The 18,424-nt window shown below is 63.5% G+C and carries 18 protein-coding genes; 11 read left to right on the forward strand and 7 right to left on the reverse strand.

Annotated features, from left to right (window positions below; genetic code table 11):
* Positions 1–24: 24 nt before the first annotated feature.
* The 8 genes from VI123_RS18050 to VI123_RS18085 all read left to right on the forward strand — a co-directional run bounded on the left by VI123_RS18050 (position 25) and on the right by VI123_RS18085 (position 9,758).
* The gene (locus VI123_RS18050) at positions 25–3,288 is read left to right on the forward strand and encodes a family 78 glycoside hydrolase catalytic domain (RefSeq protein ID WP_336339460.1); all 3,264 of its coding nucleotides are present in this window, start codon (positions 25–27) and stop codon (positions 3,286–3,288) included.
* 95 nt (positions 3,289–3,383) lie between these two features.
* Complete coding sequence (locus VI123_RS18055; protein ID WP_336339461.1) at positions 3,384–3,650, forward strand: aldo-keto reductase family protein; 267 nt, start codon at positions 3,384–3,386, stop codon at positions 3,648–3,650.
* Between the two features lie 213 nt (positions 3,651–3,863).
* Positions 3,864–4,898: a zinc-dependent alcohol dehydrogenase gene (locus tag VI123_RS18060; protein WP_336339462.1), complete on the forward strand. Its 1,035-nt coding sequence runs from the start codon at positions 3,864–3,866 to the stop codon at positions 4,896–4,898.
* Positions 4,899–4,971: 73 nt separating this feature from the next.
* Positions 4,972–6,177 carry an L-rhamnonate dehydratase gene (rhcD, locus tag VI123_RS18065; RefSeq protein ID WP_336339463.1) on the forward strand — a complete coding sequence of 402 codons (1,206 nt, stop codon included), beginning with the start codon at positions 4,972–4,974 and terminating at the stop codon, positions 6,175–6,177.
* A gap of 3 nt (positions 6,178–6,180) precedes the next feature.
* Positions 6,181–7,212, forward strand: coding sequence for an LLM class flavin-dependent oxidoreductase (locus tag VI123_RS18070; RefSeq protein ID WP_336339464.1), 1,032 nt, complete (start codon positions 6,181–6,183; stop codon positions 7,210–7,212).
* Between the two features lie 83 nt (positions 7,213–7,295).
* Positions 7,296–8,054: an IclR family transcriptional regulator gene (locus VI123_RS18075; RefSeq protein ID WP_336339465.1), complete on the forward strand. Its 759-nt coding sequence runs from the start codon at positions 7,296–7,298 to the stop codon at positions 8,052–8,054.
* Positions 8,055–8,115: 61 nt separating this feature from the next.
* Positions 8,116–8,958 carry a fumarylacetoacetate hydrolase family protein gene (locus VI123_RS18080; RefSeq protein WP_336339466.1) on the forward strand — a complete coding sequence of 281 codons (843 nt, stop codon included), beginning with the start codon at positions 8,116–8,118 and terminating at the stop codon, positions 8,956–8,958.
* Between the two features lie 2 nt (positions 8,959–8,960).
* A complete protein-coding gene (locus tag VI123_RS18085; protein WP_336339467.1) occupies positions 8,961–9,758 on the forward strand; it encodes an SDR family NAD(P)-dependent oxidoreductase in 798 nt (265 codons plus the stop codon).
* A 46-nt stretch (positions 9,759–9,804) separates the two neighbouring features.
* On the opposite strand, the gene VI123_RS18090 is transcribed toward VI123_RS18085, so the two are convergent.
* Positions 9,805–10,770 carry an aldo/keto reductase gene (locus VI123_RS18090; protein ID WP_336339468.1) on the reverse strand — a complete coding sequence of 322 codons (966 nt, stop codon included), beginning with the start codon at positions 10,768–10,770 and terminating at the stop codon, positions 9,805–9,807.
* A gap of 84 nt (positions 10,771–10,854) precedes the next feature.
* Here VI123_RS18090 and VI123_RS18095 point away from each other — a divergent pair, with 84 nt between their 5' ends.
* The 3 genes from VI123_RS18095 to VI123_RS18105 all read left to right on the forward strand — a co-directional run bounded on the left by VI123_RS18095 (position 10,855) and on the right by VI123_RS18105 (position 12,675).
* A complete protein-coding gene (locus tag VI123_RS18095; RefSeq protein WP_336339469.1) occupies positions 10,855–11,727 on the forward strand; it encodes an amidohydrolase family protein in 873 nt (290 codons plus the stop codon).
* A gap of 518 nt (positions 11,728–12,245) precedes the next feature.
* Positions 12,246–12,410, forward strand: coding sequence for a hypothetical protein (locus tag VI123_RS18100; protein ID WP_336339470.1), 165 nt, complete (start codon positions 12,246–12,248; stop codon positions 12,408–12,410).
* A 58-nt stretch (positions 12,411–12,468) separates the two neighbouring features.
* The gene (locus VI123_RS18105; protein WP_336339471.1) at positions 12,469–12,675 is read left to right on the forward strand and encodes a hypothetical protein; all 207 of its coding nucleotides are present in this window, start codon (positions 12,469–12,471) and stop codon (positions 12,673–12,675) included.
* Between the two features lie 265 nt (positions 12,676–12,940).
* Here VI123_RS18105 and VI123_RS18110 read toward each other — a convergent pair whose 3' ends face one another.
* From VI123_RS18110 to VI123_RS18135, 6 genes are all read right to left on the reverse strand, one after another.
* Positions 12,941–13,450, reverse strand: a complete 510-nt coding sequence (locus tag VI123_RS18110; protein WP_336339472.1) for a hypothetical protein — start codon at positions 13,448–13,450, stop codon at positions 12,941–12,943.
* Positions 13,447–14,046, reverse strand: coding sequence for a DUF7437 domain-containing protein (locus VI123_RS18115; RefSeq protein WP_336339473.1), 600 nt, complete (start codon positions 14,044–14,046; stop codon positions 13,447–13,449). The genes VI123_RS18110 and VI123_RS18115 overlap by 4 nt, the downstream gene beginning before the upstream one ends.
* 49 nt (positions 14,047–14,095) lie before the next feature.
* A complete protein-coding gene (locus VI123_RS18120) occupies positions 14,096–14,431 on the reverse strand; it encodes a DUF7558 family protein (RefSeq protein WP_336339474.1) in 336 nt (111 codons plus the stop codon).
* Positions 14,431–14,724 (reverse strand): hypothetical protein, encoded by a 294-nt coding sequence (locus VI123_RS18125; RefSeq protein ID WP_336339475.1) that lies wholly within the window; start codon positions 14,722–14,724, stop codon positions 14,431–14,433. The genes VI123_RS18120 and VI123_RS18125 overlap by 1 nt, the downstream gene beginning before the upstream one ends.
* 402 nt (positions 14,725–15,126) lie before the next feature.
* A complete protein-coding gene (tnpC, locus tag VI123_RS18130; protein ID WP_336339520.1) occupies positions 15,127–16,503 on the reverse strand; it encodes an IS66 family transposase in 1,377 nt (458 codons plus the stop codon).
* A 142-nt stretch (positions 16,504–16,645) separates the two neighbouring features.
* Positions 16,646–18,421 (reverse strand): PAS domain-containing protein, encoded by a 1,776-nt coding sequence (locus VI123_RS18135; RefSeq protein ID WP_336339476.1) that lies wholly within the window; start codon positions 18,419–18,421, stop codon positions 16,646–16,648.
* Positions 18,422–18,424 lie beyond the last annotated feature (3 nt).

Here is an 18,424-nt window from a genome sequence, read left to right on the forward strand (position 1 = left end):
CCGACCGCAGAAGTCCGTTAGGCCATGTCTGCACCTGCCGACGAACAGTCGCAGCGACCGGTGGATTTGCGGGTCGAATTCGAGGACGATCCGATCAACGTCGATCCGACGCGAGCGCCGCGCTTCGGTTGGCGCGTCGAGACGGACGACCGAAACTGCGTCCAGACGGCCTACCGGATCGTCGTCGGCCGCGACCCCGACGCCGTCGCCGACGGTGAGGGAACGATGTGGGACTCGGGTCGAGTCGAATCCGGCGAGGCGACCGACGTCTCATACGGCGGACCGGACCTGGCGGCCGACGCGACCTACTACTGGTCGGTGAAGGTCTGGACGCCCGAGGAGGAAAGTGATTGGGCGGAACCGGCGCGGTTCGGGACCGCACTCGGTCCCGAAGACTGGCACGGTGAGTGGATCGCTCACCAGCCCGGCGAAGGGGATACGAACGGCTGGCGAAGCCGGTGGCACGATCCCGACGAGGACGCCACGGAGTGGGTCCAGGTCGACCTCGGGGAATCGACCGAGATTGCCGAGATCACGCTCCACCCCGCATCGCCGGTCGACGTGGTGCGGACGCCCGACGACACGGCCGTGACGATCTCGTGGGACGCGAACCCCATCGAGGGCTTCGGCTTCCCCGAATCCTACCGGGTCGAGGTCTCCGACGAGCCCGACTTCGCAGACGCGACACTCGTGACGGAGCAGACCGTCGAGCGTGAGGATCCAGACGTCGAAGACATCGACGGCCAGCCCGACGAGGCCGTCGATTCCCAGACTCACGTCACCGACGAGACGACCGCCAGGTACGTTCGCGTGACTGCGACGGACCTTTTCGAGGTCGACCCCGCGACACAGTCTTCACACGTCCGCAGCGCCGATCGCACGGTCGAGCAGGTCCGCACCTGGCAGTGCTTCGCACTTGCCGGCCTCTCGGTAGAGGACGACGACGGGACGGACCTCGCGACTGGCGCAACGGTCGCTGCTTCGTCGTCCGTCGAGTCCGACACCTGGGGCCGCAATCAGCTGGTTAACGACTGCGACGAGTCGACCATGGCGTCGTCGTCGCCACTACTGCGCAACGAGTTCGATCTCGAGGGAACCGTCCGGTCGGCGCGGATCCACGTGGCCGCCGTCGGTTACGGCGAGCTGTACGTCAACGGCAAACGGGTTGGCGACGGCCGGCTCGATCCCGCTTGGACGGACTACGAGAAGCGCGTCCTCTACGCGAGCCACGACGTGACCGATGCGTTGACCGAGGGTGAGAACGCGGTCGGCCTGTGGCTCGGCCGGGGCTGGTACGCCAAGCACAGCTCCTACTGGGTCGGTGACGGCTCGCCGCGGGCACGGGCGACAATGACCGTTGAGTTCGAGGACGGGACCACGCGGACCGTTTCGACAGACGGCGACTGGCGGGCGACCGACAGCCCGATTACAGCCAACGACATCTACGTCGGCGAGCGCTACGACGCGCGCCGTGAACAGGACGGCTGGAGCGAGCCGGACTTCGACGACAGCCACTGGGACGGTGCGACGGCCGTCGACGCTCCCGGTGGCACTCTGCGTCCCCAACGGATCCAATCGATGGGCGTCGTCGACACCTTCGACGTGGAGACCGTCCACGAGCACCCGGAGGGGCCGATACTTGACTTCGGGCAGAACCTCACCGGCTGGCTCGAGATCGAGATCGACGGGGCCAACGAGGGCGACGAGGTCACGTTGCGCCACGCCGAGGCCCTCACCGAGGACGGCGACCTCTCGACGGAGGACCTCCGCAGCGCCGACGCCACCGACACCTACGTCGCAAGCGGTGACGGTGCCGAGACGTACGAACCGCGCTTCACCTACCACGGCTTCCGCTACGCACAGGTTTCGGATTATCCCGGCGAGTTCGAACCTGAGAGTGTGACGGCGAAAGTCGTCCACACTGCCATGGACCGGCGCGGTGAGTTCAGTTGCTCGAACGAGGACCTCAATCAGCTCCAGCACAACTCCGTGTGGGGGCTGCGAAGCAACACCCACTCGATCCCGGAAGACTGTCCTCAGCGCGACGAGCGGTTCGGCTGGACGGGCGACGCTCACATCTCGACGCGGGCGCTGCTGTTCAACTTCGACGCCGCCCGCTTTGACGAGAAGTGGGCGCGCGACCACGACGACGCGGCAAGCGAGATGGGCTACGTCCCCGACGTGATTCCGAACAAAGCCTTCGAGGACCCTGCCGACCCGACGTGGTCGATCACACGCGTGATGATCCCGTGGTACCTCTATCGCCACGACGGCGACGACGGCATCCTCCACGAGCAGTACGAAGACATGCGCGAGTACGTCGACTACTGGTATTCCGTGACGGAGGACGGAATCCTCGGCGACGACTACGGGAAGTTCGGCGACTGGCTCGCCTTCGAGAACACGGATGGTCGGCGGGGACTGCCCCACGACCTGTACAACACGGCCTTCCTCTACCAGGTCGTGGATACCTTCTCGAAGATCGCTCTGGTGGTCGGCAATGAGACCGACGCCGCGAATTACCGCGAGCTGGCTGAGCAGATCGCCACCGCGTTCAACGACGAGTACTTCGATCCCGAGACCGCCGAGTACGGGCCAGGTACGCAGTCTTCGTACTCGGTCCCGCTGTTCCTCGGGCTGGTGCCCGAAGACCACGTAGACGCGGTCGCTGCGAACCTCGCGGAGAAGGTCCGGGCCGACGGCGGGAAGCTCCAGACGGGCTTCCTCGGAACGCGGCCGCTGATCCACACCCTCGCGGATCACGGCTACGAAGAACTGGCCTACGAGGTCGTCACCCAGCCCGAACAGCCCGGCTGGATGTACATGGCCCGCAACGGCGCGACGACGATGTGGGAGCGCTGGGACAGCGACACCCGTGTCGGTGATGGGATGAACTCGCTGAACCACTCGCCGTTCACGCACATCTCCGAGTTTTTCTACGAGGTGTTGGCGGGCATCCGACTGGGTGACGAACCGGTGACCGAACACGTCACAATCGCCCCGGCACTGGTCGACGACCTCGAATGGGTCGACGCCAGCCTCGAGACGCAGGCGGGCGACCTCGAGGTCGTCTGGGAGCGCAACCGGCAGGGGTACGACTGCGGGGTGATGATCCCCTGGAACGGCCAGGCGACGGTCCGACTCCCCGACGCCGCCGACGCTACAGTTTCCGAGTCCGGCGTCCCGCTGTCCGAGGGTGCACCCGACGGCGTTCTCTCGGTCGAGACCGACGGCGACGACCTCGTCCTCGAGGTCGGTTCCGGCGAGTTCGCGTTCTCCGTCGAGTGAGTGACCGCTCGTCCTTCGTTGGGACGACGGTTTAGTCCCGGCCACCGCTCGCCTCGGGCATAGAGATACCATCGCCCGGCACGACCGGCGAACGCGTGAGCGAACTCGCACTGGGCACCATCTACTTCGGCAACACGATCGACTACGAGACCGTCTTCGAGATCCTTGATATACTACGAGGCGGTGGTCGGCTCCTTGACACGGTGAACAACGACGCGGCCTGGCCGGAGGGTTACGACGAGCCACAGAGCGAGTCCTTGCTTGGCGAGTGGTTGGAGGAGCGGGGCGTCCGCGGTTTCTCTGATACCCATCAATCCGGTATCGCCGGACCACCAATACAACAGATGTACTTTTGTTATTGATGGTGTGTCTCACCATGATACCAGCTAACCGGTAGGATATTCGGAGGTGATGTCGAACAAACGAGCTGGCATATTCCGGTATAACCGGAAATATACTCATAGATCGGCGGCGAACCGGCCGGTTTGCGGCCAATGGCCCGGTTTTGCACAAGGGTTATATATTGATCACTGCAACATATTTCCATTCAGGTCGAGCCTGAGGACTCACCAGCTATGAAAGCCATCGTGCAGACTGGTCCCAGAGCAGTCGAGGTACAGGAACGAAAGCAGCCGGAACCGGGGCCCGACGAGATTCTCGTCGAAGTCCACTCGGCGGGGCTCTGTGGCAGTGACGCCGGTGCCTACAGCTACGAGGGCGGGTACGAGTGGATTCCGGTGCCGCGGATAATGGGCCACGAGTACTCCGGTCGGGTCGCGGAAGTCGGCGACGACGTGGAGACGTTCGAGGTCGGGCAGAAGGTCGTCGAGGAGCCGATACACGACTGTGGCCACTGCTTCCAGTGTAAGAACGGTCAGGAGAACGTCTGTCAGAATTTCTCGATTACTGGGATGCACGGCGATGGCGCGTACGCGAACTACACGCTCGTCGAGGAACGCCACCTCCACGCCGTCCCGGAGGGCGTCCCGCTTCGGGAGGCGGCGATAACCGAGCCGACCAGCATCGCGACGCGAGCGGTCCTCGACCAGTCCCGGCTCACGTCGGGCGACAACGTCCTGGTCGAAGGCCCGGGACCAATCGGCGTGCTCACGGCCATCGTCGCCGACTCCGTCGGCGCGAACGTCGTCGTCTCCGGCCTAGAGAAGGACGCGACGTACCGCCTCCCGCTGCTGGAGGAGCAGGGCATCGACACCGTCAACGTTCAGTCGCGGGACCTCGAAGCGGTCCGCGAGGAGCGGACAGACGGCCTGGGTTTCGACCTCGTGTTCGATACGACTGGACACCACACCGGTGTCGAGGAAGCCGTGGATTACGTCCGCAAGGGCGGCCAGATAGTGGTCGTGGGCATCCCCGGAGAGGAGAGCGACATCTTCCTGCCGCCGGTCGTCCGCGGCGAGGTCGATATCAACACCTCGTACGGCTCCAAGTGGCGGAACTTCGAACAGGCACTCAGACTGATGGAGAGCGGCGGAATCGACATCGACGCTATCCTCGACACGTCCTACAGTATCGACGAGGCGGGCGCGGCCTTCGAAGCCTTCCTGGCCTCCGAGACCTGCAAACCGGTGTTTACCTTCTCGGACGGATGACTCGCTGGACAGGTAGCTGGGACCGAAAGCTCAAAGCATAATTACGACGATTCGAAACACACCTTCAGGACACATGGAAATCACAAACGTATCAGCCACGAAAGTCAGCAACGAGTCGTGGGGCGAGTTCATCGAGTTCCCCCTCGTCACAATCATGTCGAAGTACGACGAGTACCGCAACGTCGACGGCGAGAACCCGCAGGCCCGCCGGAAGTGGATGGGGCCGGTCGGCGACGTAGTGGTCGAGGTCGAGACGGACGCCGGCATCACGGGCGTCGGCGTCGGCAACTGGGGCACCGGTGCTATCGCCACCGTCGTCGAGGAGACGCTCTCGAAAATCGTCCTCGGCGAGGACCCGATGCGCCGGGAGCACCTCTGGGAGCAGATGTACCGCGCGACGCTTCCCTTCGGCCGGAAGGGCGTCGCCGTGATGGCCATCAGCGCCGTCGACCAGGCGCTGTGGGACATCGCCGGCAAGGAGGCCGGTAAGCCGGTTTACGAACTGCTCGGCGGGCCGACCAAAGACGAGATTCCCGCCTACGCCTCGAACCTCCACCCGGTCGACATGGAGAAACTGGAGCGCGAGGCCATCGAGTACGCCGAGGCGGGCTTCGACGCGATGAAACTGCGCTTCCTCCACGGGCCGGAGGACGGCCGCTCGGGCATGGAGAAAAACGAGGAAATCGTCAGGACCGTCCGCGACGCCGTCGGCCACGAGATAGACATCGCGGGCGACGCCTACATGGGCTGGTCCGTGAAGTACGCGAAGAAGATGACCCAGCGGCTGGCGAAATACGACATGGCGTGGGTCGAGGAGCCGGTCATCGCCGACGATATCTCCGGATACGCCGAGGTCCGGGAGGCTGCGCCGATGCCCATCTCCGGCGGCGAACACGAGTTCACCCGCTGGGGCCACGAGGACCTGCTCGAACGTGGAGCCGTCGACATCCTCCAGCCCGACGTAGGCCGCGTGGGCGGCATCACGGAGCTCCAGAAGGTCGCGGACATGGCGGAGGTCCACGACGTGCCCGTCATCCCGCACGCCGGCACGAACCCGACGCTGCACGCCATCGCGGGGCACACCAACATGCCGATGGCGGAGTACTTCCCGACGCCGGAGTGGTTCCAGGAACGCCAGGAGGAACAGGAGTCCACATACGCCGACGCCATCTTCGAGAACCCGCCCTCGCCGGAGAACGGCTCGATTCCGCTGCCCGACGAACCCGGTATCAGTACCCAGCTGAACCACGAGGCGCTGGAACACTTCGCCGTGGAGTGAGCCATGACGGACATCAAATTCGAGTACAACGTGCCGGTCTTCGCCGGTGCGCCGGAGACCGGCGACGACGAGCCCGTCCACCGCGACACCCCCGAGTACGAGGCGCTGGACTGGGAGACGACCAGAGCGGGCATCGAGAAAGCCGAAGAGCTGGGCTTCGACGCCGCGTGGGCCCCCGACCACCTGATGCTCGGCCGAGACCACGCGGAATACGAATGCTGGACCCTGCTGTCGGCGATGGCCGGATTCACCGAGGACATCGACGTCGGCTCGCTCGTCCTCTGTAACGACTACCGCAACCCGGCGCTCGTGGCGAAGATGGCCGCGACGCTGGACGTCGTCTCGGAGGGACGGCTCCAGCTCGGCCTCGGCGCGGGCTGGCACGAACCGGAGTACGACGTCTACGGTTGGGAGTACCGCGACGGCTTCGAGCGGCTGATGCGCCTCGACGAGTCGATTCGGCTGATGAAGCGCATGTGGGACGCCGGGAGCGAGGGCGCGAGCTTCGACGGCGACCACTACCAGATTGCGGACGCCTACTGCGCCCCAGAGCCAGTCCAGGACCCGCACCCGGAGATTCTCGTCGGCGGCCAGGGCGAGCAGGTGACGCTGAAGCTCGTCGCCAAGCACGCCGACGTGTGGAACACGGACGTGTTCAACGGCGACGTGGAGACGCTGGAACACAAAATCGGCGTCATCGAAGACCACTGCGAGACGGTCGGGCGCGACCCCGACGACGTCGAGTACTCCTGGGACGGCCACGTCATCTGTACGCGCGACGAGGAGAAACTGGACCGGCTGCTGGACCTGATGCTTCCGATACAGTTCGAGGAAGAGTACCAGGACCAGGCCCCCATCGAGACGGAGGCAGACGCCCGCGAGTACTTCGTCATGGGGACGCCCGAGGAGTGTGCCGAGGCCATCGAGCGCCGCATCGACGCCGGCGTCACGAAGTTCCAGGGCTGGTTCATCGACTTCCCCGACACCGGCGGGATGGAACTGTTCGCCGACGAGGTCATGCCGCAGTTCTCCTGAACCGCCGTCTTCCCCGTTTTCCGCCCCGAACCACTGTTCGAACAGCCGCAACGTCTATACATCCCCCGCCCATCCGTCCGGCTATGACGGACAACGTTCCGGTCAAGGCGGCACAGACCTCCTTTCAGATAATCAACGAGCTCCGGCGGATGGAGGGGGCCGGCGTCTCGGAACTCGCGGCGGCGCTGGACAAGCCGACCAGTACGATTCACGACCACCTGCGCACACTCGAAGAGGAGGAGTACCTCGTCAAGTCGGACGGGGAGTACTACATCGGGACCCGCTTCCTCGGCATCGGCGAACAGGCCCGGGCACGCCAGAAGGTGTACAGCATCGCGCGGCAGGAGGTCGACGACCTCGCCAAGGAGACCGGCGAGCACACGAACCTCATGATAGAGGAGCACGGCCGGGGCGTGTTCCTCTACAAGTCCCGCGGCCCCGACGCCGTGCAACTGGACACCCACGCGGGGATGCGCGTCCCGCTCCAGACGACGGCGCTGGGCAAGTCGATGCTCGCGTTCCGCCCCCGCGAAGAGGTCGACGACATCATCGACCGCCACGGCCTGCCACAGGTCACCGACAAGACGATTACGGACCGCGAGGAGCTGTACGAGAAACTCGACGAGATTCACGAGCGGGGGTACGCCTACGACGACGAGGAGCGCGTCAAGGGGATGCGCTGTGTCGCCGCCCCCATCACGAACGACGAGATGCGCGCCATCGCGGCGATAAGCGTCTCCGGTCCCAAGAGCCGCATGCGCGGCAAGGAGTTCCAAGAGGACATCCCGGACAAGATTCTCTCGAGCGCCAACGTCATCGAAGTGAACCTCACGTACTCGTAGCGCGGGGGCAGCGTCCCCCGAAGGGAAACAGTTAGGATGCTCCCCCGTCCAGAGGTCGGTGATGCAATTCGTTCGATACACCACCGGAGGCCCGGAGCAATGGGGCGTTCGCCGCGACGACGAAATCGTCCCGCTCACGGGCATGCGCGAGGACGTGACGTACCAGCAACTGACCGACGACGGCTTCCTGACGGTCGCCGCGGACGCAGCCGACGCCGCGGCCGACCGGGCAGTCCCGGTCGAGGAGACGCGCCTGCTCGCGCCCGTGCCACGGCCCGGGAAGATAGTCTGTGTGGGCCTGAACTACCACGACCACGCCGAGGAACAGGACGAGGAGGTCCCCGAGCGCCCGCTGCTGTTCGGGAAGGCTCCCACGAGCGTCACCAACCCCGGCGACCCCATCATGAACCCGGCCGAAATCGAGGAACTCGACTACGAGGTCGAACTCGGCGTCGTCATCGGCCGCACCGCGAAAGACGTCCAGGCCGACCAGGCACGTGATTACATCACGGGCTACACCGCTATCAACGACGTGAGCGCCCGCGACGCGCAGTTCGAGGACGAGCAGTTCCTCCGCGGGAAGAGCTACGACACGTTCGCGCCGATGGGGCCGACGCTGGTCCCGGACTCCCACATCGACCCCGGCAGCCTCGACGTCGCCTGCCGGGTCAACGGCGAGACCCTCCAGGAGTCGAACACGGAGCAGTTCATCTTCGGGGTCGAAGAGCTCGTCGAGTACATCAGCGGGGTCATGACGCTCCGGCCGGGCGACGTGATTTCGACCGGGACGCCGGGCGGTGTCGGCATCTTCCGTGACCCGCCGGAACTGCTGGAGGCTGGCGACGAGGTCGACGTGGAGATAGAGGGCGTCGGCACGCTGACCAACCACGTCGTCGACGAGTGAGGATGGACGGAGGCACAGACCGGCGGTTGGCGGGCGACCACGTCGTCGTCACCGGCGGCGCGCGCGGCATCGGTCGCGGCATCGCCGTCCGGTGCGCCCGGGCGGGCGCTGACGTGTCGCTGTTTGACTTGCGGTCCGACGCGGCGAAGGAGACCGCGGCGGCCGTCCGCGAGGAGGGGGGCGACGCCGCCGTCTACGATGTGGACGTGACCGACGAGGCGGCCGTCGAAGCGGCCGTCGCCGAGGCCCGCGACGAACTGGGGCCCATCGACGGGCTGGTCAACAACGCGGGCGTCCAGGAGGCCATCCCCCTGTTGGAGACCAGCGAGGCCGACTGGGACCGCCACATGGACGTCAACGCGAAAGGGACGTTCTTCGTCGCCAAACACGTCGCCACCAGCATGATACGGGACGCGGTGGCGGGCAGCGTGGTCAACGTCTCCTCCGTCGGGGCGGAGCGGCCCTTCGCCGGACAGGGGGCCTACGGCGCGTCCAAGGCCGCGGTGCTGGCCTTTACGACCGTGCTGGCGAAGGAACTGGTCGAACACGACATCACGGTCAACGCCATCAAGCCGGCGACCGTGGACACGCCGATGGTCGAGCAGTGGCTCGAAGAGCGCGCCGGCCAGTACGACAAGACCGAGGACGAACTGCTGGCCGAGGCTGTCGACGAGCACATCCTCGACCGCATCGGCCAGCCGGAGGACGTCGGCCACGTGGCAGTCCTGTTGCTCTCCGAGGAAGGCAACTGGATTACCGGCGAGGCCGTCGCAGTCGACGGTGGATACCTGAAACGGTGACGGAACCGCGGAGCTCGCCCCGAACTGAGCGGTGTCCCCCGGAGCGCTACTCGTGGCCCGAGACCGCAATCGGCTCGTACGGTTCTTCGAGGTACTCCAGGTCAGAGTCCGACAGCGAGATGTCCAGGGCCTCGACGGCGTCTTCGAGGTGTTCGACGCTCGTCGTCCCGACGATGGGGGCGTCGACCCAGTCCTTGTGCAACAGCCACGACAGGCCGATTTGGGCCATCGTGGCACCCTTGTCCGCGGCTAGCTCCTCGACCCGGTTGTTGATTTCTTGGCCGCCGTTCTCGTGGTAGCCGTGGCCGTAGCCTTCGACTTCCTCGCCGCGGGTCGTCGTCTCCAGTTCCTCGTGGGGCCGGGCGAGATAGCCGCCCGCCAGCGGGCTCCACGGGAGGACGCCGACGTTCTCCCGGTCACACAGCGGCAGCATCTCGCGCTCCTCCTCGCGGTAGACGAGGTTGTAGTGGTTCTGCATGGTGACGAACCGCTCCAGGGCCAGGTGCTCGCTCGTGTGGAGCGCGTCGGCGAACTGGTGGGCCCACATCGAGGACGCGCCGATGTACCGTACCTGGTTGCGCCGGACGGCGTCGTCGAGCGCGCGCAAGGTGGTCTCGATAGGGGTGTCGTAGTCCCACCGGTGGGTCTGGTAGAGGTCGACGGTGTCCATCCCCAGCCGGTCCAGCGAATTCGACAGCTCCTGCTCGATGGCCTTCCGCGAGAGCCCTTGGCGGTTGGGGTCATCGCCCATCTCGCCGAACACCTTCGTGGCGACGACCTGCTCGTCGCGGTCGTACCCGTCGAGGGCCGCGCCGAGTATCTCCTCGCTCTCGCCGGTCGAGTAGACGTTGGCCGTATCGAAGAAGTTGATGCCGAGGTCGACGGCGCGGTCGATTATCTCCTGGCTCTCGTCTTCGGACAGCATCCACTCCCTGCCGCTGCCGAAGCTCATGCAGCCGAGACAGAGCCGGCTGACTGTCATACCGGTAGTACCCAGTGTGGTGTACTCCATACTCGACCCTCAAGCGGCTGGGGCTTATACCTGTGTGACGGGTCCCAAGGAAAGATTAAGTAACGCGGTCGGAGTGGGTTCGATATGGTACTGGACTCGCACACACATGCATGGGCAGCGCCGAGCGCGGAGCACCCGTGGACGAACGGGCCACTGCTGGACGTCGTCGACACCTTCGACGTACACACGGTGTACACGGCCGAGCGACTCGTCGCCGACATGGACGAACACGGCGTCGACGAGGCGGTCGTCGTCGGCTACCCCATCTGCGACTGGACCGACAACCACTACACCGTCGAGGTCGCCCGCGAGCACGACCGTCTCTACGGTATCGTGATGCTCGACCAGTTCGCGGACGACGCTGCCACGCAGTTGCGGGAGTCCATGGCCATCGACGGCGTGCTGGGCGTCCGACTGGGTGCAGCCTGCCCCTACGACGAGATGTGGGAGCGGTTCGACCCGAGCGTCGACTGGCTCCGGGACGCTATCGACGAGACCGAGTTCTGGGAGACGGCGGTCGAAACCGACGCCGCGGTCCAGATACTCTGTGACCACACACAGCTGGACCAGGCCCTCGAACTGGTCGAGACCTACCCCGAACTGACGTACCTGTTCGACCACTTCGCCCACGCCGGCCCGGAGACGCCGACCGACGAGGGGTCGTTCGCGCAGTTCGCCGACCTGGCCGAGTACGACAACGTCGCGGTGAAGGTCTCGGAACTCCCCCACATGTCGGAGGAGCCGTTCCCCTACGCCGACATGCACGACCACGTCCGGTGGTTCCTCGACCAGTTCGGCCGGGAGCGCGTTATCTGGGGGTCGGACTACCCGAACGTCAGCGACGTCGCCGGCTACGCGGCGGCGCGCCACTGGCTGGACCACGTGGACGGCCTCTCGGACGCGGACCGGGAGTGGCTCACCGGCCGCGCGTTTCGCGAACACGTCGGTATCGAGTGACGGCCGGCACCGGGAGCCGACACCGACCAACGGCTACGGCGGCACCGACAGCTAGCGTCCGGCTCGCCGGGAGCGACATCTCGCTGACAGACACGGACGGCAACACCCGATTCCCAGCCCGTGAGCATGGCCGCCGGCGAGGCCTTGCAAGACCGGCGCACCGACGCCGAAGCCGCCGACCGCACGGTCGTCGCCGGCGGCACCCGTGTCTCGAACAGCTCGATGACCTGCTGGAACGCCCGACCAGACACCCGGCCGGGATGCTGGCGAGCGACGACTGACCGGGCCGCTCGTCGGCAACGCCGTCGGGACCGCAGCCTCTCGTCAGCCAGTGGCCGCCTTCGCGGACGGTACCGGATGTCTCCGCAGGTGATAGACATACAACCCTTCCGGGAATAGAGATACCATGTACCGCCGTGCTCTCCTCGGAACCGCGGCTGCGCTGTGTGGCCCTCGCCGGGTGTGGTCGGTCGAGCAACGACCAGTCCGGCGCTCGGGCCCCTCGGGCGAGCTTCCGTATGGAATCAGTCACGGACGGCAACATCGCCAGACGGGTGTATGGGACCGTAGCATCCGACGACACGGACGCGGCGCGGGTTCTCGAACAGGCTCGAACGAACGACGCCGCAACGGTGCAGGGGCTCGCGCCCCCACTCCGACGGCCGTCGTATCGTCTACGATGACGCAGTCTACGAGGTGTCGTTGACAGTTACGGACGAAACACCGGTGGTCGTGTTCCCAGTGACTCTCGCGGACCTGGCAGCCGAGCGCGTCACCGTCCGAGGGGACGACAGCCGGGTTCGGTTCGAGACGCTCCCGACCGTCGACCGTGCGGCACTTGTCGCAGCGGGGCTCGGAGACGGCGAGCCGCTGGGAACCCGGACGGAGCTCGTCTACACCGACAGCGAGCGTCTCACTGCCCGAGGAGGCGTTCGCCTACTACAATGAAACCAGCGGCGCGAGCCGTTCGAGACACACCGGACAGCTGATGTCGTCGATGAGGAAGCAGGCCGCTACCTGGCGGACTCAGAAAGGGCGAGGCCGCCTCGGTCGTCCCCCGACCCCGCAAGCACCGCAGGCACGAGGCGCGCAGCGGGGTTCCCGTGAGCGAAGCGAACGGGAGCAAGCGAGACTGCGTCTCGCGTGGTCGCGGGACGTCGAGCGGCCGAGGGCTTTCGAATGTCCTCTCCCGCCGAATCAGACTAGTAATTAGTCAGCTGTTGCCGGCGACCAGGTCCTCTATGAACCGGAAGCCGTTCACGAACGTCACCGAGTCCCCGTATCCTTCACTCGCGAGCACGGTCTCGGCCCCCTCGCCGGCCGCGATATCCGTCGTGTAGATGTACACCTCGGTCGCCGTCCCCGCACTGAGGCGCTGGGCAGCCAGGGCGGCCAGGGCGGCGTCGGCACGCTCTACCTCGTCGGCGGGCCGGTCGTCGGCGTTCGCGATGTACCGCTGGACGCCGTCCATCACCCGCGAGACGATAGGCTCTGAAAACTCCAGCGGCGGCGCGACCGTCGCCCAGCTCTCGTCGATCGCGGTGTCAACTGGCACGTCCTCGACGTCCGGATCGTCGACGGTCAGCTCCTCGTACACTCGTTCGGGGAGGACGAAGGTGATGTCGTTCCGGCCAGCGAACCCCCGAACGGCCTGGTACCGACTATTTGACGGTTCCCCCATCGCGACGAACAGGCCGGTGTCGGCGATGTGGAACGCGCTCACGCGTCGTAGATCGTGTCGCCGTCGCCGACGTTCACCTCATCTAGAGATGCCCCAGCCTCCTTGATGTCGTAGTGTTCGAGGACGACGGGCCGCAGCGCCTGCAGAATCATCTCCGCGGCCAGCGGCGAAATATCGAGGTCCTCGGCCATCAGCCGGTGGGTCACCTCGCCGCGATCCCGAGCGACGGCGTAGGTGAGCGCCGTCGCGAGTCCGGCGACGCCGTGGCGGTCGATGTAGGTGTCGATGTCCGCATTCGTCTCGCGGCGGCCGACGGCGTCGATGAGCGCTGGCGTGATCGTGTACTCGCGGTCGCCCGCGGCCGTCGTCACGGTCAGGTCGATCGGGCGGGCGGCGTACCGACGTGGCTGCCCGTCGTCGGTGACGTCGACGACGCCGGCGTCGACGAGCCGGTTGACGTAGCTGTAGGCGGTCCCCTGGGCAAGTTCGAGGTCGTCCATCACGTCCTGGACCGTCGCCTCGCCTTCCCGAGCGAGGTACGCGTACAGCTGAGCCAGCTGTGGCTCCTCGAGGAGGTCCGCGACCGAGAGGAAGTCGCGGACGATGTCGCCGTCAGCGCGATTTGAAGTGCGTGACACGGATCGTTCTTGATTACAGTTTACAGCGAATCAGTAAAGAGTGTTTGGGTCACTTCGCCGGCGCCGCGACGAGATGCTCCTCGAGGTCGCGCGTCCAGTACGTCGCGAGCCCGCCCGGACTACAGCGGGCGCACAGCTGCAACGGGCCTTCGAGGTGCCCCAGTTCCACGCGGAACCGGGTGAGCGCCGCAAGCGAGTCGACGACCAGCCCACAGCCGTCACAGGCGACGTGATCGCGCTCGTAGGGATCCGGATCCGCCTGAATCGCACAGTCGACGCAGATCGGGTGAGTGACCCGTTCGTCTTGTCCCCAAGTGTGGGCCTCGCCAGTCTCGGTACCGGGCGGAGCGTCGCAGAACGCACAGCCGACAAGCGTTTGCTGCATCACTCTTCCTCCGCATCGGCGTTGTGGCCGGCCGTCCAGTCACGATGGAAGACGGCCAGCTGCGTCAATGAGTCGAATGCGAAGCCGCTCGGCTCGTGAACCAGAACGTGGTCCTCGGGAACCTGCATGACTACGTCCGCGTCGACAGGCTCGTTGATCCACTGTTCGATGTATGTGTAATTAGTCAGCGAACAGGTATAGAACACCCATAGATTGCTCTGTATAGGAAAATATGGACTGTAAGAAAACTTCAAAAGTGTGGAATAGATAATATACACCTTTGAAAGGAACATATGAATCTAGAAAGAGACAAAATTAGTGTAAAATTTGGCATTAATACAGTAAATCTGGCGGGACAGCTAATATATTCCCATATTTGGAACAAACACGGGGCAGAAAGGTCCTAGAACCGAGCTAATATCCGGTCAAAGTCGATTGTCTGGCGGTAGAACTGCCAAACTCGTACCGGATTGCCTGGAGAGCAAGCCTCACTCATTCGGCGAACCCGCCATCCCCTTCGAGGTAGGCGGGTTCGTCTAGATTCTAGGCAACTAATTTCGTCTTGGCAACTGTGACACGAGTGAAGAGGCCAAAATACGATATCGTACCAATCCGTCCGTTCGCTTTCTACGGAGATTATCGCAGTTGCGTCTAGCGATACTACAGAACAAATTCGCTTAAGGTCGCGTACGTGTTTACCCCGAAGGTTCGACGGCAGGCACGGTCTGAGCGGGTGGAGTCATCTCGTTGTTTCGGACGACTCGCCTGAGTTCGTCGTAGGAATTGCGTCCCTGCTGGCGACGTGGCGCCAGCAGGGACAGCACCGTTTCGTGAACGAACATTCCGCGGTCATTGCGGAGTGTGCCGATGATTTTCCGGAGAACGACTGATTCACGAAGTGCGTTCTCGGCGGCGTTGTTCGTTGGTGAGACCGCTGGCTCACCGACGAAGGTGAGCCAGTGGTCGATCCCGCCGTCGATCTTGCCGAGCAGTGTTGCCACTGGTCCGTCGGCATCTGACCGTTCAACGAGTGTTTCAAGCCCGCTCTGGGCGACACGGTGCATCTCGGCTCGTTCTCGATCCGTCGGGTCGGTCTCCAGCCAGGACTGGAGACCGACGAACATCTGCTTGAGATACCGGTAGATCGGCTCAGCCTCGTCATGGTCGGCAGCGACATCCTCGGCCTCACGAAGAATGTGTGCCCAGCACCGCTGGAGATTGTTGCTGAAGGCTGGATACGCCGTCCACCCGTCACAGACAACCGTTCCCGCGAAGTCCTCCCCGAGGACTTCCGCGGGAACATCGTGACCACGACTCTCTCTGACTGCATAGAGCGTGTGCTCGTCGGTTCTGAACGTCCAGATCCATGCTTGCTCACCGTCTCGTTTGACGCCGGTTTCGTCAACGTGGACGAACTCAGCGGTCTGGATCTGGCGGCGGATCTGCTCGTACTCACAGCGACCGGCGCGCGCAGCGCGCTCGGTCGCGTGCCATGCGGATGCACCCGAGAGATTCAGGTCGTGAAGCTGGTCGAGTCGGTCGGCGATCTTCCGGTAGGGAAGGCGGTACTCGTAGCGAGAAATCGCAGCGTTTGCGATGACGTTCACCCCGAACTGCCCCTCATCGGGGCAGTCGGGGTGTGAAGCAACCGTCTGCGTTCCACAAGAGTCGCATTCGTAGTGGTGGCAGTTGTACTGGGTGATCTCTGCCGCCTGTGGATCAGGAATTTCCTCGACGAGTCGAGGGCTGACGCCCTCGGACTCGTCAAAGTGTTCGCCGCATTCAGGACAACACTTGCAGGTAACCTCGATTTCCTCGTCAGGGTCGGCAACAGAGCGCCACTCTGGTTCGTGACCGTCTCTCCGGCCAGGTGTCCCACCATCAGTGCGAAGATCATCGTCATCGTCGTCTTGCTCGGTCGGCGACTCGTCAGTCGCCGACCGTCGCTTGCTGGGTGGAGTGTGTGGATTCTCGTACTTCCGTAGGCGTGTTTCGAGTTCTTCGATCCGCTCGTCCTTCTGGTCGAGTTTCTCCTCCAACTCATCGATCCCACCTCGGAACGGCGACAGCAGGGCCGACGGGATGGTCTCCGCTGCTCGGAGACCATCCCTGAGAAGGCAAACCCGATCCCTGCTGACGCACCATACGTCCCTCGCGTGTCGCTATCTACGAGACAGTGACGAAATCAGCTGGGGCTAAACACGTACCAGAGCTCTATTCAGCAGCGAATTCAACGCCGGTAATCTCGAACCGTGCGCCACCCTCGTCACTCTCGGTTACACGAATATCCCAGCCATGGCCAGTACAGATTCTGGTGACGATTTGAAGCCCGTATCCAGTTCCTTTGGTACTTGTCGAGTATCCTGACTCGAATACCTGCTCGCGGTTGCCTTCAGGGATTCCTGGCCCGTCGTCAGCCACATAGAAGCCGTTCTCTATATCCCCAACCGTCACTGTCACATCGTCTCCTCCGTGTTCGACCGCGTTTCGGTAAAGGTTTTCCAGGAGTTGCTGGAGCTGACTCTGATCGGCGTGAATCGTCCGTTCGGTTTCTACTGTGAGCGTTGCCTCGGTGGTTTCAACATTACCCCAACAATTCTCGGCAGTGAAACTGAAATTCACTGGCTCAATGCTAGCCACATCATTCCCTTCTCGTGATAACGTCAATAGATGGTCAATCAGTGTTTGACTGCGAGCAAGTGCATCCTCAATACTGTCGAGATGCTCGCTGTCACACTCCGCTGATGCCAACCGCAATCGTCCTTGAGCAACGCTCAAGGGATTGCGGAGGTCGTGAGAGACGATACTGGCGAACTGCTCCAACTGGTCATTCTGATGTTCAAGATCGCGCTCCCGACGGCGCTTGTCGGTGATATCGTGGGCAATAAAAAAGCCCCCGATGATCACTCCATCACCATCTCGGATCGGGACAGACCGGAGTTCGAATATTTGATTCTCATGGGTGACCTCGAACGCTTCCTCGTTCCCTGCAAGGGTCGATTTCATGAGCGATTCGAGCCTGCCAACCACCTCTGCCGGGTACACTTCCACCTCGTAGATAGTCTTCCCCGTTAGGTCCTCGGGTGATAAATCGAGGTCATCGAAGCCTCCTCCAGCGACATACTGGTACCGCAGGTCCTCATCGAAGTAATGCACGCCCCCGTTTGGGAAGTTCTCTGCCAGCGCCTGAAACCGCGCTTCAGTCTGTTCGAGTTTTCGTTCACGGTCCTTGCGTTCAGTGATGTCTCGGAAGTACACGGACAGCCCCGTCTCGGATGGGTAGGCTCGGACTTCGAACCACGCATCCAGCGGTTCGGGATAATACTCCTCGAAAGAGACTGTCTCCTGGTTGTACATCGCCCGTTCGTACTTCGGCTTGAACTTTCGCTCAGTTGCGGCCGGAAACTCCTCCCAGACATGCTTTCCTTCAAGATCTCGCCCATCCGAATTGATGATCTCGTGGGCTTGGTTGTTGAGATGGGTAAACTGCCAATTCTTATCGAGTGCAAAAAACGCATCCGAAATCCGGCCGTAGATTTCTTCCAGCCGGTCATTTTGCTGTTTGAGTTCCTGTTTGTACTCCTTGCGGTCGGTAACATCACGCATGACACAGCGTGTGTTGACGAACGCGCCGTCTTCCCGGTTCACGCTTGTGGTGATCAGAACGTGTCGGATGGAGCCGTCCTTACTCACCATCCGTGCCTCGTGCTCTCGGACCTCCTCACCCGACCGTAACCGTTCCAGAATGTCGTCGATCACGTCTTGGTCGGCGTGAAAGTCGGCGATATGATGACCAACATATTCCTCACGAGAGTATCCGAGTGCCTCCAACTCAGCTGTATTCGCGTTTAGAATGGTCCCATCCGGCCCGACCCAGTGCATCGGTATTCCGGCGTTCTCAAAGAAATCGACATACTGTTGATAATCATCAGACTGGGGATCGTCCGCAGTCTTGCGGTTGGAGTCATCGTTAGAGTCCTGCGATCCCATCGT

Origin of the sequence: Haloarcula sp. DT43, from assembly GCF_037078405.1 — an archaeon.
Classification (GTDB): domain Archaea; phylum Halobacteriota; class Halobacteria; order Halobacteriales; family Haloarculaceae; genus Haloarcula; species Haloarcula brevis.